The sequence below is a fragment of the Arenibacter aquaticus genome, assembly GCF_003957295.1.
Lineage (GTDB): Bacteria > Bacteroidota > Bacteroidia > Flavobacteriales > Flavobacteriaceae > Arenibacter > Arenibacter aquaticus.
The window spans coordinates 55,386-78,464 of the sequence record NZ_RQPJ01000006.1 but is presented as its reverse complement, the minus strand read 5'-3'; the positions used below and the strand labels follow the sequence as shown (position 1 = coordinate 78,464).

At 39.6% G+C, this 23,079-nt stretch carries 22 protein-coding genes; 15 read left to right on the top strand and 7 right to left on the bottom strand.

Annotated features, from left to right (window positions below):
• Positions 1-455: 455 nt before the first annotated feature.
• The 3 genes from msrA (at position 456) to EHW67_RS12320 (ending at position 4,075) form a co-directional block, all read left to right on the top strand.
• A complete protein-coding gene (msrA, locus tag EHW67_RS12330) occupies positions 456-1,121 on the top strand; it encodes a peptide-methionine (S)-S-oxide reductase MsrA (protein WP_126162696.1) in 666 nt (221 codons plus the stop codon).
• A gap of 233 nt (positions 1,122-1,354) precedes the next feature.
• On the top strand, positions 1,355-2,746 hold the full coding sequence (locus EHW67_RS12325; protein WP_126162695.1) for a 3-keto-disaccharide hydrolase: 1,392 nt from the start codon (positions 1,355-1,357) through the stop codon (positions 2,744-2,746).
• Positions 2,747-4,075 carry a Gfo/Idh/MocA family protein gene (locus EHW67_RS12320; RefSeq protein ID WP_126162694.1) on the top strand — a complete coding sequence of 443 codons (1,329 nt, stop codon included), beginning with the start codon at positions 2,747-2,749 and terminating at the stop codon, positions 4,073-4,075.
• A gap of 90 nt (positions 4,076-4,165) precedes the next feature.
• On the opposite strand, the gene EHW67_RS12315 is transcribed toward EHW67_RS12320, so the two are convergent.
• The 3 genes from EHW67_RS12315 to EHW67_RS12305 are packed head-to-tail and all read right to left on the bottom strand — an operon-like array spanning position 4,166 to position 6,820.
• Positions 4,166-5,656 (bottom strand): hypothetical protein, encoded by a 1,491-nt coding sequence (locus EHW67_RS12315; RefSeq protein WP_126162693.1) that lies wholly within the window; start codon positions 5,654-5,656, stop codon positions 4,166-4,168.
• Between the two features lie 41 nt (positions 5,657-5,697).
• The gene (locus tag EHW67_RS12310; RefSeq protein ID WP_126162692.1) at positions 5,698-6,294 is read right to left on the bottom strand and encodes an LPXTG cell wall anchor domain-containing protein; all 597 of its coding nucleotides are present in this window, start codon (positions 6,292-6,294) and stop codon (positions 5,698-5,700) included.
• Complete coding sequence (locus EHW67_RS12305; RefSeq protein WP_126162691.1) at positions 6,278-6,820, bottom strand: RNA polymerase sigma factor; 543 nt, start codon at positions 6,818-6,820, stop codon at positions 6,278-6,280. Before EHW67_RS12305 ends, EHW67_RS12310 begins: the two co-directional genes overlap by 17 nt.
• A 148-nt stretch (positions 6,821-6,968) precedes the next feature.
• Here EHW67_RS12305 and EHW67_RS12300 point away from each other — a divergent pair, with 148 nt between their 5' ends.
• The 7 genes from EHW67_RS12300 (at position 6,969) to EHW67_RS12270 (ending at position 13,399) form a co-directional block, all read left to right on the top strand.
• Positions 6,969-7,877, top strand: a complete 909-nt coding sequence (locus tag EHW67_RS12300) for an aldose epimerase family protein (protein WP_126162690.1) — start codon at positions 6,969-6,971, stop codon at positions 7,875-7,877.
• 28 nt (positions 7,878-7,905) lie between these two features.
• Positions 7,906-8,466 (top strand): DUF2911 domain-containing protein, encoded by a 561-nt coding sequence (locus tag EHW67_RS12295; RefSeq protein WP_126162689.1) that lies wholly within the window; start codon positions 7,906-7,908, stop codon positions 8,464-8,466.
• A 2-nt stretch (positions 8,467-8,468) separates the two neighbouring features.
• A complete protein-coding gene (gene meaB / locus EHW67_RS12290) occupies positions 8,469-9,521 on the top strand; it encodes a methylmalonyl Co-A mutase-associated GTPase MeaB (protein WP_126162688.1) in 1,053 nt (350 codons plus the stop codon).
• A gap of 223 nt (positions 9,522-9,744) precedes the next feature.
• On the top strand, positions 9,745-10,458 hold the full coding sequence (locus EHW67_RS12285; RefSeq protein WP_126162687.1) for a glycosyltransferase family 2 protein: 714 nt from the start codon (positions 9,745-9,747) through the stop codon (positions 10,456-10,458).
• Positions 10,459-11,082: a lipid-A-disaccharide synthase N-terminal domain-containing protein gene (locus EHW67_RS12280; protein WP_126162686.1), complete on the top strand. Its 624-nt coding sequence runs from the start codon at positions 10,459-10,461 to the stop codon at positions 11,080-11,082.
• A complete protein-coding gene (locus tag EHW67_RS12275) occupies positions 11,079-12,722 on the top strand; it encodes an ArnT family glycosyltransferase (protein WP_238389914.1) in 1,644 nt (547 codons plus the stop codon). The genes EHW67_RS12280 and EHW67_RS12275 overlap by 4 nt, the downstream gene beginning before the upstream one ends.
• Positions 12,719-13,399 (top strand): hypothetical protein, encoded by a 681-nt coding sequence (locus EHW67_RS12270; RefSeq protein ID WP_238389913.1) that lies wholly within the window; start codon positions 12,719-12,721, stop codon positions 13,397-13,399. Before EHW67_RS12275 ends, EHW67_RS12270 begins: the two co-directional genes overlap by 4 nt.
• Positions 13,400-13,447: 48 nt before the next feature.
• Here EHW67_RS12270 and EHW67_RS12265 read toward each other — a convergent pair whose 3' ends face one another.
• The 4 genes from EHW67_RS12265 to mazG all read right to left on the bottom strand — a co-directional run bounded on the left by EHW67_RS12265 (position 13,448) and on the right by mazG (position 16,629).
• A complete protein-coding gene (locus EHW67_RS12265) occupies positions 13,448-14,020 on the bottom strand; it encodes a phosphatase PAP2 family protein (RefSeq protein WP_126162685.1) in 573 nt (190 codons plus the stop codon).
• 3 nt (positions 14,021-14,023) lie between these two features.
• Positions 14,024-14,251, bottom strand: a complete 228-nt coding sequence (locus EHW67_RS12260; protein WP_126162684.1) for a hypothetical protein — start codon at positions 14,249-14,251, stop codon at positions 14,024-14,026.
• A gap of 72 nt (positions 14,252-14,323) precedes the next feature.
• Entirely contained in the window at positions 14,324-15,712 is a 1,389-nt protein-coding gene (locus EHW67_RS12255; RefSeq protein WP_126162683.1) for an MATE family efflux transporter, read from the bottom strand.
• A gap of 143 nt (positions 15,713-15,855) precedes the next feature.
• Positions 15,856-16,629 (bottom strand): nucleoside triphosphate pyrophosphohydrolase, encoded by a 774-nt coding sequence (gene mazG, locus EHW67_RS12250; protein ID WP_126162682.1) that lies wholly within the window; start codon positions 16,627-16,629, stop codon positions 15,856-15,858.
• A gap of 305 nt (positions 16,630-16,934) precedes the next feature.
• Between mazG and EHW67_RS12245 the strand changes: the two genes are divergently transcribed.
• The 5 genes from EHW67_RS12245 to EHW67_RS12225 all read left to right on the top strand — a co-directional run bounded on the left by EHW67_RS12245 (position 16,935) and on the right by EHW67_RS12225 (position 23,065).
• Positions 16,935-17,972: a DUF3500 domain-containing protein gene (locus EHW67_RS12245; protein WP_202911969.1), complete on the top strand. Its 1,038-nt coding sequence runs from the start codon at positions 16,935-16,937 to the stop codon at positions 17,970-17,972.
• Between the two features lie 62 nt (positions 17,973-18,034).
• Entirely contained in the window at positions 18,035-19,393 is a 1,359-nt protein-coding gene (locus EHW67_RS12240) for an Nramp family divalent metal transporter (protein ID WP_126162681.1), read from the top strand.
• Between the two features lie 181 nt (positions 19,394-19,574).
• A complete protein-coding gene (locus tag EHW67_RS12235) occupies positions 19,575-20,483 on the top strand; it encodes an SMP-30/gluconolactonase/LRE family protein (RefSeq protein WP_126162680.1) in 909 nt (302 codons plus the stop codon).
• A 274-nt stretch (positions 20,484-20,757) separates the two neighbouring features.
• On the top strand, positions 20,758-21,402 hold the full coding sequence (locus EHW67_RS12230) for a GDSL-type esterase/lipase family protein (protein WP_238389912.1): 645 nt from the start codon (positions 20,758-20,760) through the stop codon (positions 21,400-21,402).
• Positions 21,403-21,445: 43 nt separating this feature from the next.
• Positions 21,446-23,065, top strand: coding sequence for a family 20 glycosylhydrolase (locus EHW67_RS12225; RefSeq protein ID WP_126162679.1), 1,620 nt, complete (start codon positions 21,446-21,448; stop codon positions 23,063-23,065).
• Positions 23,066-23,079: the final 14 nt, after the last annotated feature.

The following is a 23,079-nucleotide window of genomic DNA, read 5'->3' as shown; positions in this document are numbered from 1 at the left end:
TTGCAAATCGTTCAAAACCCCTTATTTTTCGGTATCTGACAAATATCCCGATAAAGTGTAGAAAATGCTCGGTGAACGAAATCGGGGTACTCAAACCCTTATCGATGTTATTGGTAGTTAATCGGTAATTCTTACAGCATTGGAATACCATTTTTATATAATCACCCTGTATTTGTAGTAAAAAACCTATTAATTATTAGCAGTTGTTTAATCAATCCAAGCATCGCCTCTTCCCCAAATTATAGCAATGGTTTAAAGTCGTTAAAATCTTTTTACTGGATTTCAAGTAAGTATTTATAACTTTCATGCACTAAAAGAGCAGGCCTTCCTTACTTTTATCGATGGAACACGAATAACAATGATAAAGGCACAATAATTGAAGTAGGCTAACAGGGAGATAAAAGTGTTTATTTCCTGTTTACAATAGATACTATTAACCTTAATACAATAAAACCATGAATGTCTTACAAACCTCCCTACTTGGCATTTTAGGACTTGTCACCATAAGTTGCCAATCCAAAACAAGCTCCCAGGCCAAAAACCAAAACTTGGTAGAACTGAGCTCCTCCCAACTTCAACAGTATGAGACCGCCTATTTTGCCAGTGGCTGCTTTTGGTGTGTGGAAGCGGTTTTTGAAAGTGTAAAAGGGGTAAAAGAAGTTGTTTCCGGCTATTCCGGTGGAAAGGAAAAAAATCCCACCTATGAGGATGTTGGTTATGGTAGAACAACACATGCCGAAGCAGTTGAGGTATACTACGACCCAAAAGTTGTTTCCTTTAAAACATTGGTAAAAGTATTTTTTGGTTCCCATGATCCCACTACCTTAAATAGACAAGGACCGGACAAAGGTGCTCAATACCGTTCCATTGCATTTTACAAAAACGATTCGGAAATGAAGATTATTGAGGACTATATAGACAACTTACAAAAGAACAAGGTATATACCTCCCCTATTGTTACCCAAGTGAAGCCCTTTACCATTTTTTATAAGGCCGAGGACTATCATCAAGATTACGAAAAAAAACACCCCAATAATTCCTATATCAGAAATGTTTCCGTACCCCGATTAAAAAGGTTTCAGCAGAAATTCCCCGAATTACTTAAAGATTCTGCCCATTAAATAGTAAAGTTTACCTTATTCAATTTCCGTACAATTCACTCCCCATTTACCAGAATCTAACACTCAGGAGGATTGAAGTAATTTGCCGCGCCCCTATTCCAAAATCTGCCACGGCCAGGGAGGAACATTCCAATAATACACCCATTTACCGTTTCATTTATTAAGGATAGAGTCCATTTTTAATCACTTTTTTATACCTTTCCAGCTCGGATATAAATAATAATACATTAAAAATGAAATTAAGACTAAGATTCCTCAATTCTTTTATCGTTTGTCTATTCTTGACATCGATCTTGCTAAGCTGTGGTGATGCAGAAAAAGACAGTACCCCCTGGGTAAATTTATTTGACGGAAAAACCCTGAACGGTTGGAACCAAAAAGGAGGCAATGCCAAATATGAGGTAGTGGACGGAACCATTGTAGGAACCACTGTTCACAATACCCCTAACTCCTTTATGACTACCGATAAAATGTATGGTGATTTTATCCTGGAATTGGAATATAAGGTAGATCCATCCATGAATTCAGGGATACAAATTAGGAGTAACAGCCTACCCTCTTATAGAAATGGTAGGGTACATGGGTATCAGGTTGAAATAGACCCTTCCGAAAGGGCATGGAGCGGCGGTATCTTTGATGAAGCTAGACGCGGATGGTTGAACCCCCTTGGAGATAATCCACAAGCCCAGAAAGCCTTTAAGCAAAATGATTGGAACCATTACCGTATAGAAGCCATTGGCGACACCATTAAAACTTGGGTTAACGGGGTGCCAGCGGCCCACTTGATCGATGATAAGACCGATAGCGGATTCATAGCCCTTCAGGTACACAGCATTGGAAAGAACAAAGAGGAAGGAACAGAAATAGTTTGGAGAAACATTAAAATATTGACAGAAGACCTAGCAACCTATTCCAAAGAGTCGCCCATAACCCCTATTATTACCAAAAACAGGCTTACGGTAAGTGAAGAAAAGGACAACTGGAAACTTCTTTGGGACGGTGAAACTACAGATGGATGGCGTGGAGCCCGTTTGGACGAATTTCCTGAAAAAGGTTGGGAAATTAAGGACGGCATACTTACAGTCTTGTCCTCAGGCGGGGAAGAGTCTGCTGCTGGTGGCGATATCGTAACCACCGAAGCCTATGGGGATTTTGAACTAAAAGTAGATTTCAAACTCACAGAAGGCGCTAACAGTGGTATTAAATATTACGTAAATACCGATCTTAACAAAGGACCTGGCTCCTCAATTGGGCTGGAATATCAGATTTTGGACGACGCCCGCCACCCCGATGCAAAAAAAGGAAATCACGAAGGCAGTAGAACAGTAGCTTCCCTATATGACCTTATACAGGCCGACCCTAACAAACCTATAAATCCAATTGGAGAATGGAATACAGCCCATATCAAATCTATCAACAACCACGTAGAACACTGGCTTAATGGTACAAAAGTTTTGGAATATGAAAGAAAAAGCGACGACTACAGAAAATTGGTTTCCGAAAGCAAATACGTAAAATGGCCCAATTTTGGGGAAAGCGATAAAGGTCTTATCCTATTACAAGACCATGGCGACAGGGTATCATTCAAGAACATTAAAATTAAAAGTATAAATACCAACAACTAAATGAAATCAAGAAGAGAGTTTATTAAAAAAACAGCCACCGGTAGTGCTGCCCTAACCTTGGGCGGATTGGTTATGCCAAGTATGGGATATAGCAACATTCTAGGGGCCAATGACAAAATAAACGTTGCGGTAATAGGGGTACGAAGCAGGGCCAAGGCCCATTTTGTAGCCATCAACCAAGACCCAAATGCCAAAATACTTTACAGTTGTGATGTAGATGACAAAATCTTGGAAGAACACAATGTATGGTGTAAAAAGAACATCGGTTATATACCAAAGGTTGAAAAGGACTTCAGAAAAGTATTGGAAGACAAAAAGGTAGATGCGGTTTTTATAGCTACACCAGAGCACTGGCATGCGCCCATGGCTATAATGGCTCTACAGGCTGGAAAACATGTTTATGTAGAAAAACCATGTAGCCATAATCCACATGAAAACGAGTTATTGGTTGCGGCCCAGAAAAAATACGGTAAAAAAGTGCAAATGGGGAATCAACAGCGTTCCGCCCACAGTTCCGCTTTGGCCGTTAAGGAAATTAGGGAAGGCATCATAGGTGAGGTATATAAAGGCGAGGCCTATTATTCCAATAACCGTTCTTCTATAGGAACAGGAAAAAACATAGACGTACCAAATACCTTGGATTGGGATTTATGGCAGGGACCAGCCCCAAGGGAATCTTATAGGGATAACATACACCCCTATAACTGGCACTGGTTCAGAACCTGGGGAACAGGGGAAATACACAACAACGGTACCCATGAAATAGATATTTGCCGATGGGCCCTAGGAGTAGATCTTCCCGATAGCGTAACTTCCTTTGGAGGAAAATATGCCTACAAGGATGACTGGGAGTTTGTGGACAACCAACAGGTAACTTATAAATATGGGGATGATAAATTTATTACCTGGACCGGTCACAGTAGGGGGGTTATAAAACCAGAGCAGCCTGGTAGAGGCGCCACCATTTACGGAAGCAAAGGTATTATTACCCTAAGCAGAAACAATTACCAACTATTTAACCTTGATGGTAGTTTGATTAAAAAAGTGGACGAAGGCGTAAAAAGTGCCACTACCAATACAGTAGGCATGGGCGGACTGGATGTGAACCATATCCACAATTTCTTCAGTGCCATTCGTCAGGACACCTCTCTAAATTCTGATATCAATGATGCCAGTATTTCCACTATGTTATGTCATTTAGGAAATATAGCCCAGGATGTAGGAAGAACCATTCATATTAATCCTACCACCGGTAAGGTCAAAGATGATGATGAGGCCATGTCCTATTGGAAAAGGGAATACCAGAATGGCTGGGAACCCACTTTATAAATCTAAGACTATACTATTCCAAAAAAGGGGCCCCCATCGGGGCCCCTTTTTCCTTAACAATACCCATCACAACAATAAATTTAATCCATACTAACGCAAAACCACATCGGTATACTTGGCATCAATATTAATAGACTTACCACTTTTATTGTGTAGATAATAACCTTTGTGTAAGGTCTGATTTCCATTTTTAATCTTTTCTAACCTTAGGCCCTCCTTAGTTCTTAAATCCGAATACAGCCCATTTACGGAAATAGTATAAGCAGTACTTGGCAAGGTACAGCTCAACTCTGCATTCTGGAGCAATATATCCAGATCGGTAAAATTGTTGGTGATATTCTTAATGGTCAAAGGACCAAAAGAGTTCTTAATAAAAGCCTTGTTCATTAGGTTTTCAATAATAACATCAGAGAAGTTAGCGTTCAGGGTAAGGGTTTCTGCCTCTTTAATGTTAACCTTATCCGAATAGTCTGTTTTTAGCTCACCAATCTTCCAATTTTGAACACTAACGGGGGAATAAGATGCTTCAATCTCTGTCTTATCCCCATCTATAGTTGCGGCCATTAAGGTTGTATAAGCCAAGGTAGCCTTTAAATTATTGGTGTTACCGGCTAATTTAACAGCTCCATGCCTTACGTTCATCTTTATTTGGGTCGATTTCGGCAATTTTATCTTAATGGTACTCTTAACCTTAATTTTTTTATCAACGCCCCTTTTGAGAGAGTAAAAAACATTAGGTTCAGCAGTCTGATTTTTTTCGTAAAAAATAAACTCCTTATTTACATCATTTACACCACCTATAGTATCGATCTCAATTCTTATAACCCTATTCCCTTTTTGTATGTTACCAGCCTGCTGCCTTAGTTCCTTAGCTTGCTCCTGTTGCTCTATTATATGCTCCAATCGCTGCTGATGAACAGCTTCCCTTTTAACTTCCATCTCCATTCTCTTTTTCTCAAATTCCTTCTGCTTTAGTTCCATACGTTTTCCCCATTCCTCCATTTTTTTCTGATACTCCTTATCAAATCCCGCTTCAAACTCGGACTTCCATTTATTCATATACGCCTCTCCGTCTTTTTTATAAGCTTCATAATCAAATGGTTTAACGGGCAATGGGGGCATGGGAGGCAAAGGGGGCACTTCTACCATTTCAGGAAAATCTATCATAGGAGTTATAATCTCCATAGCTACACTATCATTTAATCCATGTTCAAAATCAAAGTGCACATCCCTTTCTTCCTCTATATTAAAGGCGAAGGCAGGGTGATGTTCCATATGGGTACTAATTTCAATCTTCCGGCTATTTCCGATAATTTTAATGGGGTTGTTTTTTAAATAATCGTTTAGCTCCTCTTCGGTGGCCCCTTCAATTTCTAACACGGCTTCTATATCCACTTGGTTCCTGTTCCAAGTGTCAAATTCAATATCGGCATAGCTGGTATTTACCTCTATTACGACGTCATTGGATACCTTAAAATTCTCATGGACGGTCTTGCTTTTTTTCTGAGCCCAGCATGTTGTGCTACACCCAAACAAAATTAGCATTCCTACAAGTCCTATATTCTTAAATTTAGTTTTCATCTATATTTCTTTTTCGTTATTGTGCTTTAGCTTTTCGGTTATCAGATACTCGTAATCTGCTTGCTGCCATCTATTGCACTATTTGTATTTTGCAGCTCCTTTAACCTATTCCTGAGCTTGTGCAATAACTCTAAGCGCAACTGCAAATTCTTAATAAGTGCGGATATGGTCTGATCATTGGGACCAATATCATTCAATTCCCTGTTCAACTTTTTATACTCCAAATTCAACGCTTCCAACTGCTCCAAAAAGCTATCAATAAGAGCCTTATTGCTATCCGAGATCTGCAATTGGGACAATTCCAGGTTAATATTTGCTATATAGTAATCTTCAACCTTTTTTAAATTGGGAGAAAGGTCTCCTAAGGAAATTCCAATCTTTTCCGGTTCACTCCTCCCCTTATCCACAACTACTGACTCTACAGCTTTGGGCGTGTTTGTTTTTATAACGATCATAATTCCCAGTCCAATTAGAGCTACAATTAATGCAGCCGCCATATACCATTTATAGGACCTCCTCCCTGTCTTGGGAAGTTCTTTGTTTAGCCTTTTAAGAAAACGCTCTTCATGGTCCTTTTTCATGGAGTGCCCCACTTCCAAATCTATATTTTCGAACATTTTTCTAAGATCCTGTGACATACTTCTTCTTTTTTAATAACTCCTTTAATTGTCCTTTTCCCCTTAATAATCTAGTTCTACAGGCGGTTGGTGTAATCTTTAATATGTTGGATATTTCCCCATGGTCATAACCTTCTACCAAAAACAATTGCACAACAAACCTGTATTTAACCGGTAAATCGGATATAGCCTGCAAAACCTGCTTTACCCTCACCCCATCCTCCACACTCCAATCCCCATCTTCCACCACCTGCATATAGGACTCTTGTAATTCTACCGTTTTTAGCTGTTTGGCCTTTATAAAATCTATACTCTTATGAATTACTATTTTCTTCAACCATGCTCCAAAGCTTACCTCTCCCTTAAATTGATGTATCTTCTGAAAGGCCTTTATAAAGGATTCCTGCAAAACATCCTCTGCGTCGTCCTCATTTTTTAAATACCTCATGGCTACGTAAAACATAGCCTGACAATACTGCTTATAGAGTGCCATCTGCGCCCGGCGATCGTTATTCTTGCATTGTTCTATAATATCAATCTGAAACATTGCCCCAGTTCCGTTTTGGTTAGTGTGTTTGGTTACATTCTATATTTGCTTAAAAATCAAAAAGTGATTCTAGCTACCTTAAAGACGATAGAATGATTCCCATGTTGCAAAAAAGTTTATTTTTATCTTAATTTTAAAAAACCATACCTTGAATCAAGTTACGATAAAAAACAATTTTATAACCCTGACCGTATTGGATTATGGGGCTATTATCCAAAAGCTCATCGTTAAGGATAAAGTAGGAAAAGACACTAATGTTGTAATAGGCCTGGAGGAGCCCACAAAATACTTGGACGACAGAAAATCACTTGGAGCCTGTATAGGAAGGTACGCCGGCAGAATTTCCAAGAGCAGTTTTAAGGTGAATAACACAACCTATCCCATATACTCGGTAAACGGGGTACACCTACATGGGGGCAAGCAAGGATTTGGTAAAAAATACTGGACCATAGAACAAGTTCATGACGGGCAAAACCCTTTTGTAAAACTATCCTATCTCAGCAAGGATATGGAAGAGGGTTATCCCGGAAACCTGCATTGTACCGTAACCTATAAATTAGTGGATTCTTCGCTATTCATTGTTCATAATGCAACAACGGACAAGGCAAGTCCGGTAAACTTAACCAACCATTCCTATTTTAATTTGGATGGCGAGGACAAAATGGACCACAATTCTTTAAAATTGTCCTGCCCAGAATTTCTGGAAACCGATGAAAAGCTCATCCCAACAGGAAATATAGTTTCCGTAAAAAATTCCAAATACGATTTTTTAGAGAAGAAAAAAATTGGTGAGGTAAGACTAGACACTCCTTTTGTGGTGGACACCAACTCGGAAATAAGTGCCCAATTGGAATCCGAAAAATCGGGTATAAGCATGAAGGTTCGCACCAATCAACCCGGAATAGTAGTCTATACCCCTGTACAATTTGCTGCAATTTGTTTTGAAACCCAGAATTTTCCCGATGCCCCAAACAATGAAAACTTTCCCAATAGTATCTTATCTCCCGGGGAAACCTACCATAACGAGTCGGAATTTGAATTTGGTTTTGTAAATTAGAAAAGCTACTAAGCATCAATCTATTGATATGAAATTTATAAAATGGCTTTTAATCGTTTTAAGCGTGTTGGTATTGGCCTTTTTTTTGGGAGGAAAATCATTTTTAAGGGAACAGACCAAAAAGAATAGCCCAGAAAAAAGCGCAACCTATTCCAAAAACGGAATGAATCTTAACGTTCAATATAGTAGTCCCTTTAAAAAAGACCGGGTGATTTTTGGGGAATTGGTTCCCTATAATACCGTGTGGAGAACCGGTGCCAATGAGCCTACCACCTTTAGTACGGATACCAAGATTCATCTCGGGGGCAAAAGTCTAGCCGCAGGACGGTATTCCGTCTGGACCATTCCCGGTAAGCAAAATTGGAATATTATTCTCAATAGTGAAATTCCGGATTGGGGGGTAACCATTCTAAGTGGTGGAAAAGAAACCACTAGAAACCCCGATACCGATGTCCTGGAAGTCACTGTCCCTGTTCAGGAAATACCAACCCCCATTGAAAGCTTTACCATAAATTTTGAAGAAAAAGAACAACTATACCTAAGCCTGGCTTGGGACAGCACTAAAGTTAGCGTTCCCATTAATAACTGAAATTGGCCTCTAAAAAAAACACAAATAAGGACAATATCTCCAAGATAAAATCCCTTAGAAAATTTGACCCACCGGTTGCCGAACTATATAAGGGTATATTAGAAGGTGATATTACGGCTTTGGCAAGGGCCATCACCCTTGTGGAAAGTACCAGCATTGAGCATTTTCAAAAATCCAATACCCTTATCAACAATTGTTTGCCCCACAGTGGCAATAGTTTACGTATAGGGATAACCGGCGTGCCAGGGGTGGGAAAAAGTACTTTTATAGAAAGCTTCGGTTCCCTCCTTATTGAAAACGGAAAAAAGGTAGCCGTATTGGCCGTAGACCCTAGCAGTTCTATTAGTAAAGGAAGTATTATGGGCGATAAGACCAGAATGCAGGAATTGGTCAAGAACACCAATGCTTATATCCGTCCCTCCCCTACCGGACTCTCCTTGGGCGGGGTAGCCCGAAAAACCCGAGAAACCATTATTCTCTGTGAAGCCGCAGGTTTTGATACCATTTTAGTTGAAACAGTTGGCGTTGGCCAAAGTGAAACAGCCGTTCATGGCATGGTAGACTTCTTTCTATTACTCCAGTTGGCAGGTGCTGGTGATGAGCTTCAGGGAATGAAAAGAGGAATAATTGAAATGGCAGATGCCATCGTAATCAATAAAGCAGATGGCCATAACTATGATGAGGCCCAATTGGCGAAAGCAGAATTTACCAGGGCAGTACACCTTTATCCTCCCAAGGAGAATGGATGGACCACCAAGGTGCTCAGTTGTTCGGCTCTTGAAGGAACAGGTATTACAGATATTTGGAAGGTAATACAGACCTATACAGAACCCAAAAAAATGGGCGACCACCTATTAGAAAAAAGAAGACAGCAAAACAAATATTGGCTGCTGCAGACCATAGATGATCTTCTTAAACAACAATTTTACAATAATGACCAAATTAAACCTCAATTAGAAAAATTGACAAAACAAGTGGTTTCCGGTAAAATCTCTCCCTTTGCTGCTGCAGAAGAATTGATAAAACTATCCCAAAAACCAAATATAAAGTCTTAATGAAACCTGGTTCTTTTCTATTTCTCATTAACAAAACTCTATCTACCTCTAACATGTCTCTCCTATTCCTTTATTTCACGAGGTAAATAGGGTAAGAATATGGTCCGCTTCCACATTACAAATGCGAAAAGCAAGAGGTTTAAACCAATACCCCATAGGTAAACAAAGTTCATTATCTTTGGACTTTTAAAATAAGACCCGAAAGCACTTATCCTTTTAAAGAATGAATTACGAATTCACTATAATTATTCCTGTTTACAATGAAGAAGACAATTTGGAACGAGTTGAAAAGGAGCTGAAGGAATACTTGGCCATTTGTTCCAAAAAGGCGAAGATACTTTTTGTAAATGATGGCTCAAAGGATGGAAGTCAGCAACTTATTGAAGATATTTGTAAAAGGAACGAGGCCTTTACCTTTATAAAATTTGTAGAAAACAAAGGACTCAGTGCAGCTATTAAAGCCGGTTTTGATCATACGGACACCCCTTTATTGGGATACATAGACTCAGATTTGCAAACCTCTCCTGAGGATTTTAACCTACTATTGGAACACATTGGGCAATATGACCTGGTTACTGGCGTAAGATCCAATAGAAAGGATTCCTTTGTAAAGAATGCCTCCTCCCTTATTGCCAACGGTATCCGTCGTACATTTACACATGACGGGATGGATGATACCGGATGCCCACTTAAGGTCATAAAAACTGATTTTGCAAAAAGAATCCCCATGTTCAAAGGATTGCACAGATTTTTACCAGCCATGATCCTTTTGCAAAACGGATCGATTATTCAAATTCCCATTCGCCATTTCCCACGCTTGGCAGGAACGGCAAAATTTGGTTTATGGAATAGGCTATTGGGCCCTCTTATGGATTGTTTTGCTTACCTATGGATGAAAAAAAAGTATATTAACTATCAGGTGGAGAAAATAGGCTAAATGGCAAATTGGTTGGTTTATAGCATAGGCTTTTTGGCCCAGATCCTATTTTCAAGTAGAATGATCGTTCAATGGATCATCTCAGAAAAAAATAAAAAAGTACTTACACCCCGTCTATTTTGGCAGCTCAGCTTATTGGCCTCCTTTCTCTTGTTCGTATACGGATGGCTTAGAGATGATTTTGCCATTATGCTTGGACAGGCAATAACCTATTTTATCTATATCAGGAACATTCAACTACAGGGTGAATGGCAGAAATTACCCAAAGCTTTTCGTATTTTTCTGTGGCTTTTTCCATTAATGGTCATCACCTATGGATATAACAACAATGCCTACGACCTCAACGATTTTTTCTTTAACGAAAACATCCCTTTGTGGTTACTGCTTTTAGGCAGTATTGCCCAGATAATCTTTACATTTAGATTTATCTATCAATGGGTATATTCCGAAAAAAAGAAAACATCCAGTCTACCTTTTGGTTTCTGGCTTCTCAGTGTTATTGGGGCCTCACTCATCCTAGCCTACGCCATTTTTAGAAAAGACCCCGTTTTATTTGCCGGACACTCCCTGGGCTTGATAGTTTATCTTAGAAATTTATTCATCCTAAAAAATGAAACTTCATGAGCTGGTTAAAAAATAACCCCGTAACGGTTATCGGTCTAGCTGGAATATCCATCTTTCTATTCCACCTACATATAATACCTGTTTCCATAATGGAGGCCAGAAATTTTATTACTGCTCGTGAAATGATTACGGAGGGCCATTGGTTGCTGACCACCATGAACGACCTTCCACGCTATCAAAAGCCACCATTACCAAGCTGGATCACCGCTATCTTCGGGTTACTATTTGGTATAGATAATGTGATAGGACTTAGATTGCCCGCTATGCTAATGGCCATACTTCTGGCTTATATGGGATACCGCCTATCTTTTAAACTGGTATATGATAAAGTACATTCCCTTATCAATGCCCTAATTTTATTAAGTTCCTTTTATATCATCGCCATAACGAATGAGGCTCCATGGGATATATACGCCCATGGGTTTATGTTATGTGGCATATATTTTTTGTACGGATTTTTTAGATCCAATGACCATAAATGGAAAAACAGTCTCCTTGCTGGACTCTTTATTGGGCTATCCTTTATGAGCAAGGGCCCTGTTTCCCTTTATGCCCTTTTGCTGCCATTTTTATTGGCATATGGGTTTGTATTTAAATACAAAGGGTTTGGCCAACACAGAAAACAGCTGCCCTTGGTTGCACTCATTCTCTTGGCCACGGCCATAGGTTTGTGGTGGTTTGTATATGTCCGCCTAGCCGACCCCGATGCTTTTTTAGCTATCACTGAAAAAGAAACTGCCAATTGGTCCAGCTACAACGTACGCCCCTTTTATTACTATTCGAGCTTTTTTGTACAAAGCGGTATTTGGACGGTCCCTGCACTCTTAAGCCTACTATATCCATACCTAAAAAACAAGGTGAGCCATAACAAAGAATACCTATTTTCATTCTTATGGACAATATTTTCGGTCATTCTACTGTCTATTATTCCCGAAAAAAAATCGCGTTACCTTGTTCCGGTACTGATCCCCTTGGCGATCAACACCGGGTTTTATTTGGAATATGTTATAAGGGAGTTTAAAAGCTCCATGAATCTAAAAGAAAAAATACCTGTTTATTTTCATTTTGGGCTATTGGGCCTCGTTGGAATCAGCTTCCCGTTAGTGGCCTATTTTATCCTGAAAGATGGTATAGGACCATTTTGGGGCTATTACATTGCTTCCTCATTGGGGCTTACAATAATAGGAACACTTTTGTTTTTGAAACTTAAAAAACAACAAATATTTGGATGCTTCCTACTATCTATTGCGATGATAGCCGCAATAAAAATTCTTGCTTTGCCCTTGCTTGGAGCCGTAGAAAAGAATAGTGAATTTAAAAGTATATCGAACCTAAAAAGTTCTGTGGCCAAAAAAGGATTGGAAGTCTATTCCTTTGGTGAAATAGCCCCCGAGTTAATTTGGGATTACGGCAGCTATATACCCACACTCAAGAATAAGGAAGACATTAATATACCTGAAGAAAAAATGTTTTACGTTCTTGTATTTCCCGTGGAGGAAAATGAATTTAAGCGTATATTTGAGCCTAAATACACCTATAATCTAAAGACGGTGTACGACCTTAACCACCATGCAAAACCTGGAACCAAAGGACATAAAAACCGGTTGACAAGCAATTTATATATAGTTCAAAAACGATGATGAATCTCTTAACAAAGTTCGAAAAAATTGGATATGGAATTTTGGCAGTAATTGTCCTATTGGGACTGTATCTGGGACTGACCAATGAACCCTATTTTGACACTAATTTTTCTAGGGAAGATGGCCCAGTGGAATGGGGCACTACCATAATGCTTTTCAGTATTTTTATCCTCTCCTTATACCGACTCATAACCTCATGGAGCAATAAACAAAACCTTTGGAAAATAGGCACCTTCATCTTTGTAGTGCTGTTCTTTTTTGCCGCGGGTGAGGAAATATCATGGGGGCAACGTATTTTTGGAGTGGAATCTGGAGAATTCTTTATAGAAAATAACGCCCAGGGAGAAACCAATTTACATAATTTGGTGGTAGGCGAAAAAAAAATAAACAAAATTGTCTTCAGCCAATTATTGTTTCTGGTAATGTTCCTATACCTCATTGTATGCCCAATTTTGTATCGCAAATACAAGTGGTTTAAATCCTTGGCCAATAGTTTTGCAGTGCCTATCGTAAAATGGCATCACACCATTGCCTTTTTGGTTGCTACCGTCTTTGTTGCCTTAAATCCTTCTGATAGAAAATGGGAAGTATACGAATTTGCCTTTGGCCTTACCTTCTTTCTTATTTTTTTAAGTCCGTTGAACAAGGAAATCTTTAGTACTACAAAGTCAGACTAAGAAAAATAAAAAACCGAAGTACAAAAGCATTAAGGCCTGCTAAAAATCCTAGATAGGATCGTATTTCGCCACCACCTTGGAAAACAGTTTGGCAAAAAGTCCGCCATAAAACAGGCCTACGAGCATCCCGGTAAGTACATCCAATGGAAAGTGAACTCCAATATATATTCTGCTATACGCCACCAAAAGCGCCCAGACCGCCAGCATCCATCCAATATACCTATACTTTTGGCGCAATTGTACACTAAAAAAAAGGGCCACAGCAAATGAATTGGCGGCATGTGCGGAAAAATAGCCAAACTTCCCCCCACAAGAGCTTTTTACCAAACGCATTAAACCACTAATCTCCAAATCGTGACAAGGCCTAAGACGCTGAACCCCATATTTAAAAAAATTGGCTGTCTGATCTGTAACCAAGACTACTAGAGCAATGGCCGCCAAGGCCATCAGTAGGCGTTTTAATCCATATGCGCGGTAGGTCATGAAAGCCAGTACCAGATAGAGGGGAATGGAAGACCATTTATTGGTCATAAAAAGCCAAAATCCATCCCATTGAGCGGTTCCTAAATTATTAAGGAAAAGAAATAATTCTTTGTCTAATCTTACTAATTCTTCCAGCATACATTATTCTTCGTATCGGGAAATTTCCCGGTCGTAAAATGCCGTGGCCTGCTCTATTAAATTTTCGGCCTCGTCTTCCAGCTCCTTTTCATCCTCCCGTGTAAAGTCCTCCAACCATTCCACTTCATCATTCTCCAAATTAATGATAAATCGCGGATATTCTGTATGTACCACAAATATAGCAGTAGGGTAATCTGTATTATCCCCCAATAAAAATTTTGGAAATTCCATAAACAATCATTTACCTTAAAATTTATATCCCTATACCAGTTTAAATTGGTCGAGGAATAAATCATGTATTTATTAATCAATCTCTTGCAACACTCCCTGTGCAATTAGTTTTTTGCTCAAATAATTAAATCGAATATACAACAATATAGCCGATGCCGTAAGTCCGGACAGTAAGCCAATCCATATACCCGTACTCTCCAAGGAGGTATATAACCCTAAGTAAAAACTGATAGGAAAGCCTATCATCCAATACGCAATAAAAGTAATTACCGTGGGTATCCTTACATCCTGGAGCCCCCTTAGAGCTCCAAGGACCACCACCTGCAATCCATCAGAAATCTGAAATACGGCTGCCACCAAAATCAATTGGGCAGCAATTAAGATCACCTCGGTATTATCTGCCAAATTGGTCGCATCCCCAAGATCCAAATAAATGGTGGGTAGGAAATCGTTTAAAACCACAAAGAATATGGCAAAAATAATTTCCAAGAGTAGGGTAAGTAAAAAAATAGATTGGGAAATTCGCCGTAATTCCTTGAAATCTTTCAATCCTTTTTGATTCCCTACCCGGATCATGGCAGCCACGCCAAGCCCCATACCTACCATAAAGGTCATACTACTAAGGTTTAAGGCTATTTGATTGGCCGCTTGGGAATTTTTTCCCAAAACTCCACTTAACCACACAGCTGCGGTAAAAATAGCCACCTCAAAAAACATTTGTAAAGCGGATGGAAAACCAAGGTCGATAATTTTCTTCATTACCTTCTTTTCAATTTTCCTGAAATTAAACCCGGTAACAAAATTTTGAAATTTCTTTTTGCTCCTTAGTAACCACCATAGAAAGCCTACCATTATAATCCGGGAAATCAGTGTCCCCAATGCCGCACCTACTATCCCCATTTTGGGGAAACCAAAGGTTCCAAAAATTAGCAGGTAATTAAGGATGATGTTCACCAAGTTGGCCAAGACCGTGGCATACATGGGGTATTTTGTCTGTGACAACCCTTCGGAAAACTGCTTAAAGGCCTGAAAAATAATTAGCGGCACCAATGAAAATGCCACTAGGTCCAAATAAGGCATTGCCAGTTCTACTACCTCTGGCGGCTGTTTCATTGAATGCATGAGGGGCTTTGCCAAAACAATGAGTCCAAAAAGGGAAAATCCCAAGAGGGTACATAAAACAAGGCCGTGTTTTAAGGCACTCTTGCCAGCTGCCATATTCCCAGCCCCATCGGCCTCTGCTACCAAAGGTGTAATGGCGGTAGAGAAACCAATACCCAAAGACATGGCTATAAACACAAAACTGTTCCCCAAAGAAACTGCAGCTAGCTCTGCTGTCCCCAATTGTCCCACCATGATGTTATCTGCAAACTGCACAAAAGAATGCCCCAACATTCCCAAAATAACCGGAAAGGATAGGATTAAATTGTAACGAAACTCTTTTGTGTAGTTTTTAAACACAGTGTTTTATATTGAAGGAGTAAATATATATTATCCTCTTATTTTTCCTTGGTTATTTATTAAATAAAAAAGAAAAAAGACTGCTCCAAAAAATTGGGGCAACCTCAAATAAGAATTGTGATTTTCTCTGAAACCTTTTAAAATTATACCGTCTTGGCCTCTTCCCAGAATACATCCATTTCTCCCAAGGTCATATCCTTTAAGGCTTTACCTTGTTCCTTGGCCTTTTCTTCCAAATATTTAAATCTTTTTATGAATTTCTTATTGGTCCGTTCAAGGGCATTCTCTGGGTTGATATTTAAAAATCGGGCATAATTTACCATCGAAAAAAGAACATCTCCAAATTCGGCTTCCATAGCATCCGCATTTCCTTGCTTCACTTCTTCCTGAAACTCCCCAAGCTCCTCCTTTACTTTTTCCCAAACTTGCTCTGGCTTCTCCCAATCAAATCCAACCCCGGCTACCTTGTCCTGGATCCGATTGGCCTTTACCAAAGCGGGGAGTCCGTTGGGAACCCCTTGCAAGACACTGGTTTTACCCTCCTTAAGCTTAATTTTCTCCCAATTTTGCTTTACCTCCTCCTCGTTGGCCACTACGGTATCCCCATAAATATGTGGATGTCTGTTGATAAGCTTTTCGCAAATATCATTGGCCACATCGGCAATATCAAAATGTTGGGTCTCGCTCCCAATTTTAGCGTAAAATACGATATGGAGCAAAACATCGCCCAATTCCTTTTTAATTTCCTCCAAATCATTGTCCAGAATAGCATCGCCCAGTTCATAGGTTTCCTCAATAGTCAGATGTCGCAGGCTCTGCATGGTCTGTTTCTTGTCCCATGGACATTGGCTCCGCAATTCATCCATTATGGTAAGTAAACGATCGAAGGCTTTTAATTGGGATTCTCGAGAGTTCATAAATTTGACTTTTAAGCAAAAATACAAAGACCGCATGGTTTCAACTATCGTAAGTTCCGAGTTTTTTAATTAACTTTAGTTCCTTCTATACCAACCAACGTTTAATGACCATGAAAAACAAAATATTCCCAACTGCCAAATTGGGTCCAGTCCCCACTTGTAAAAGAGCCATGTATAAGCTGGCAGATGGAGATGTACATAGCAGCCATTAAGTATACCCCCTCCTTGCCAATCACTCAACTATTATAACTTTTAAGTAATCGATTAACCTAAAAAGACCAAACCTGTTAAATTAAAATCAAACCATGATGCGTAAATTCAATAAAACCAAAATAAAGGCTGCATTATTACTTCTATTTATCTGTTCAGGGTTATCAGCCCAAGACCTACCCACTATAGCAAATACTTTTTTAGGTAGTTTGTCCAAGGAGCTCAGGGACAAAACAATGTTTGCCCTAGAGGATTCCGAAAGGTTTAATATGAATTATGTTCCCATTACAAGACAGGGAGTTACTTTTCATGATTTTAACGAGGTTCAAAAAACTGCCGCGCTAAAATTGCTTAGGGCCTCCTTGGGCGAGGAAGGATATCGGAAATCCAAAGAAATAATGGAACTTGAAAAAGTATTGCGTATCATAGAAAATAACGACAGAACTATGCCGGACGGAAGACCAAGACGCGATCCATTGAATTATCATTTTTGCATCTTTGGACAACCTTCGGCCAACGAACCTTGGGGATGGCGATTTGAAGGGCACCACCTTTCCCTAAATTTCACCTCCACTGAAGGCATACTGAGCTCCGCTACTCCTACATTCTTTGGCACCAATCCCGGTATTGTACGCAGTACCAAGTACAAAGGAAAGGAAGTCTTGAAGAAAGAAGCAACTCTAGGATTTGCACTGGTAAATTCCATGAGCAAAGAGCAAATGAAAACCGTGTTGTTTTCCAATGTCGCACCCAATGATATCATTACATTGACCAAAAGAAAGGTTGGGGAACTGGAGAAAGTAGGCATTCCCTTTTCAAAACTATCTGAAAGCCAAAAGGCCACTTTTATGGAGCTATTGGAGTTGTACTTGAGTAATTATGAAGAGAACTTTGCCCAAGGTTTTAGGGAGAAAATAAAAAAGTCGGGTATTGATAATTTATCCTTTGCCTGGGCTGGAAGTCTAACTCCGGGAAAAGGTCACTATTTTCGAATTCATGGCCCTACCCTTCTTATAGAATATGACAATACCCAAAACAACGCCAATCATGTTCATACAGTGGTCCGGGATCTCACCAATGATTACGGGGAGGATGTTTTAAAGAGACATTACGAAAAAGACCATCAACATTAATCAGCATTTACTTTTATGCTTGCTTGGCATTGCTATTCCAATAAACCAACCTATAAACCAATATGTCCCAGTTAAACGACCCCTATGTGCTCACGAAGGACAAAATTAAAAACCCTCCTACAACCTTTAGGGAGCGATTAAAATTTCTTGGTCCCAGTTTTATTTTGTCGGCCTCCATTGTTGGATCGGGCGAATTGATTGCCACAACTACCTTAGGTGCCAAGGCCGGGTTTATAACCTTTTGGGTTATTATTGTGAGCTGTCTCGTAAAGGTCGCCGTTCAATTGGAATTTGGGAAACATACAATTCTCACTGGTGAAACTGCCATGCAAGCTTTTAATAATTTGCCCGGCCCGCGATTTGGCAAAGCCAAATGGAGCGTTTGGGCAGTGCTAGGTGTTATGCTGGTCAAATTACTACAGGTAGGCGGTATTGTAGGTGGGGTGGCCATAATCCTTAACATTGCCGTTCCCCAGGCTAGTGTGTCTCTATTTTGTATACTCATAGCCATTGTTGTAGCACTTATGGTATACCGTGGGTATTACAATTTTATTGAGAAGTTTTCACTAATAATGATCAGTTTCTTTACCCTATTTACCTTTGCTGCGCTATACTTCCTTAATTACACGCCTTTTCAAATTTCCTGGGAAAGTATCTGGAGTGGACTACAATTGGATCTTCCCAAAACTGCGGTAGCTGTTGCCCTAGGGGCTTTTGGTATAACAGGTGTTGGAGGTGATGAAATAATACACTATAATTATTGGTGCCTGGAAAAAGGCTATGCCTCTTATACCGGTAAGAAAGATGATTCTGAGGCTTGGAAGAATAGGGCCAGCGGATGGATACGGGTAATGAAATTGGACGCCATCATAGCCATGTTGGTTTACACCTCCGTAACAGCAGCCTTTTACCTATTGGGTGCGGCCGTTCTACATGCCCAGGGCAAGGTTCCCGAAGGATTTGCCATGATAGAAACTCTTTCTGCCATGTATACGGAGTCTTTGGGACCCTATGCAAAAATAGCTTTTTTGGTAGGATCGTTCATCACTCTTTTCTCTACTTTATTTGCTGCCCTAGCCGCCTGGACAAGACAGTTGTCCGATATATTTGGACAGTTAGGATGGATTAACTTTAGCGACCTCAATTTAAGAAAGAAGACTGTAGCCATCTCCGCTTGGGTAATCCCATTACTTTGGGCCCTTACCTTTATTTTTATAAAATTGCCAGTGCTCATGGTTATAACAGGTGGCATTGTAGGATCTTTATTGTTGTTCCTCGTAGTCTTTGCCGTTATTAACTTTAGATACCGCCGATTACACCCTTCTTTTATCCCAAGCATTGCCTATGATTTAATTCTATGGCTAAGTATATGCAGTATAATTGGAGTGGGCGCACTAGGTATAATTAAAATTTTCAATTAAGGTGCTTAATAATTTATAGTACCAGCCCAAGGAAAACTATCAAAGGACGTATCATATGGACCAACACTGGCATACATTCTTAAAAAAACTTAATTTAACCCAAATTTTATTCGGACATCAACCCTTAGAATATTGGAAATATATAGTGAATATAAACACCATCAACCATTAAGAGAACACCATGAAAAACATATACAGATCATTCCTTCACATTTTGGCAATAACCTTAATAATAGTCACTATTTCCTGTAAGGCTCAAAAAACCGGCCTTATCGCCAAGGGAGCGAAAGTCACTTTGGTAGCAAAAGACTATACTTTTACCGAGGGTCCGGCAGTGGCCCCAAATGGGGATGTATTTTTTACAGATCAACCCAATGACCGAATTATCAAATGGTCAGCTAAAGATGGTAGTGTTTCAACCTATATGCAGCCGTCTGGCAGGGCCAATGGTCTGTATTTTGACCATGAAGGCAACCTGTTGGCTTGCGCCGATAACAAAAACCAACTATGGCGAATAGACTCCCAAAAAAATGTCACTGTATTGATAGACGACTTTGAGGGCAAAAAATTAAATGGTCCCAATGACCTATGGGTTGACCCCATGGGAGGCATTTATTTTACCGATCCATTTTACAAGCGATCCTATTGGACCAGGACCGAACAAGAATTGAAAGAACAACGAGTCTACTACCTTTCCCCGGATAAAAAGGATGTTCGGGTAATTGCAGATGGCTTTGTCCGTCCCAATGGCATAATTGGAAATCAAGACGGAAGCATGTTGTACATAGCCGACATAGGTGATAAAAAAACCTATTCTTATACTGTAAATCCAGATGCCAGCTTAAGCAACAAGACCCTATTTACCAATATGGGCTCGGACGGAATGACCATGGACCATCTAGGCAATGTATATCTGACCGGGAATGGGGTAACCGTTTTCAACAATAAAGGAATTCAGATTCAGCATATACCCATAGATCAAAAATGGACGGCCAACGTCACCTTTGGGGGAGAAAAACAGAAGACCTTATTTATTACGGCCATGAATTCCCTCTATACCCTTGACATGAAGGTACGGGGTATTCGGTAAACACTGGTATCCTTAATTTTTGTTATTAAGGAATACCAACTACCACCTGTCTTACTTATACTCCCCATATTATGAGGGGTTTAAGATAAAATACGGCCTTCACCTACCGATGACAGCTTTACCCGGTTCCATTAATCCCCTCTAGTCAAAAAAATTGTAGTTCCGCCAAATTAATATTAGTTTTAAACCAACGGGGCGCTTGCAATGTCCTTGGTCGAAAATTATAGTACCAGACCTAAAACAATTTATAATTTAACACTTAATACCAATAAACTTGAAAACACCGACCTATTTATTTCTATTATTATCTGTATTTGCCTTTGGACAGAATGTCAACAAATACGAGAATCAGGTAATGGCCTTACAAAAAAAGTATGACACGCTCTGGGACTCCTCAAAAGAAACAACAGTATTTGCGGGAAGTTCTACAATACGCATGTGGAAAAGTCTGGAATCTATGTTTCCCGAACATCAAATTGTCAATTCAGGATTTGGAGGCTCCCAATCCTCCGATCTATATCATTTTTACGACGAACTTATATTAAGATATTCCCCGAAAAAAGTTTTTATCTATGAAGGGGACAATGATATTGCTGCTAAAAAAAAGATCAGGGATATTATAGGGTATACCCAGAAGATTATTGATAAGGTCAAAGAGCAGAACAAGGAGGCCAAGATTGTCATCATAGCTGCCAAACCCAGTATTGCCCGTTGGAATTTGAAGAGAAAGTATAAAAAATTAAACCGACGGTTTAAAAGGTTATGTAAAAAAGAAAACAATTTGGAATACGCCAATGTCTGGGACGCTATGTTAGACGGCAGAAAAGTAAGGCAAGATATATTTATAGAAGACGGACTCCATATGAACAAGGAGGGTTATGATCTGTGGTATTCCGTTATTAAACCCCATATGGACTAATATATTTTAAATAGAAAATAAAACACTAATTCAACCTTTTTCAATGAAACAATCAATCTTACTAAAATCACTGTTCGTATTTTGTTTATTTACTGTACTGGTAGCTTGTGAACAACAAAAAAAGAAAGTAATAAACTTCCCAACAACGGATTTATCTGCCGAGAATTTAATTCCCAAACCGCTTAAAATAACACCTACCAACAGTGCTTTTGGATTGGATAAAAACACTTCCATCCATACCTCTGAGAATGCCTCTGGATTTCCAGAAGTGGGCCAATTTTTGGCAGAAAAAATAAAATGGCAGACCAATCTCGATATCCCGGTAAACACCACCGAATCCCCAACATTGGAACGTATCATTTTCATTAATCAGTCAGACAGCACAGAGATATCATCCAAGGAAGGCTATGATCTATATATTACCCAAGACTCCGTAATCCTGAATGCCAAGACTGCCGAGGGGGCTTTTAGGGGAGTACAGACCATACGACAAATTATACCCGAAATATCCAATGACACCTTGGCCGAAAATAAGATGTGGTTGATCCCAACAGGTAAAATTACCGATAGTCCCAACTTTGAATACCGTGGGTCCATGCTGGATGTGGCCCGACATTTTTTTAGTGTAGAGGACGTTAAAAAATACATTGACATTTTGGCTTATTACAAAATTAACACCTTACACCTACACCTTACCGATGACCAGGGTTGGAGAATAGAAATTAAATCATGGCCAAAGCTGACCGAGGTTGGTGGCCGCTCCGAAGTAGGCGGAGGAGAAGGAGGGTTTTACACTCAGGAAGATTACAAAGAGATTGTGGCCTATGCTGCAAAACATTATATCACCATAGTTCCAGAAGTAGATATGCCCGGACATACCAATGCTGCGTCCGTAGCCTATCCCTTCCTCAACGGAAATGGCAAAACACCAAAAATCTATACAGGTACCCAAGTTGGTTTTAGTACTTTTGACACCCGCAAGGATACCGTTTATGCCTTTATAGACGATGTGGTTCGTGAAATTTCGGCCATAACCCCTGGTCCGTACTTTCACGCTGGTGGGGATGAAAGCCATGTGACCAAGAAAAAAGACTTTATCTATTTTGTTTCAAAAATTGATAAAATTGTAAAAAAGCACGGTAAAAGAATGATCGGATGGGACGAAATTGTACATGCCGATATAGATACCACCGCAATAGCACAATTCTGGGCCAATGAAAAAAATGCCAAACTAGCAGTAGAAAAAGGCCTTAAGGTAATCCTATCTCCTGGAAAAAAAGCTTATTTGGATATGAAATATGACACCCTCTCCAAGCACGGATTGGATTGGGCAGGATTAATTCCTGTGGATACCGGATACATTTGGACACCGGAACGCTATGTTCAAGGAATAAACAAAGAACATATATTAGGTGTTGAGGCCCCACTATGGTCAGAGACCATCAGCAATATAGATGAATTGGAATATTTGGCATTTCCAAGAATGATAGGTTACTCCGAATTAAGCTGGAGTAAGGAAGAAAACCGGGATTGGGAGAACTATAAGATACGATTAGGGAATCAGGCTCCCTATTTGGACAAAATGGACGTAAAGTATTATCCTTCTCCTTTAATAGAGTGGAAAAAAAGTAAGTATACCTATAAAACCATAGATAAGGATTGATATACATTTGCACC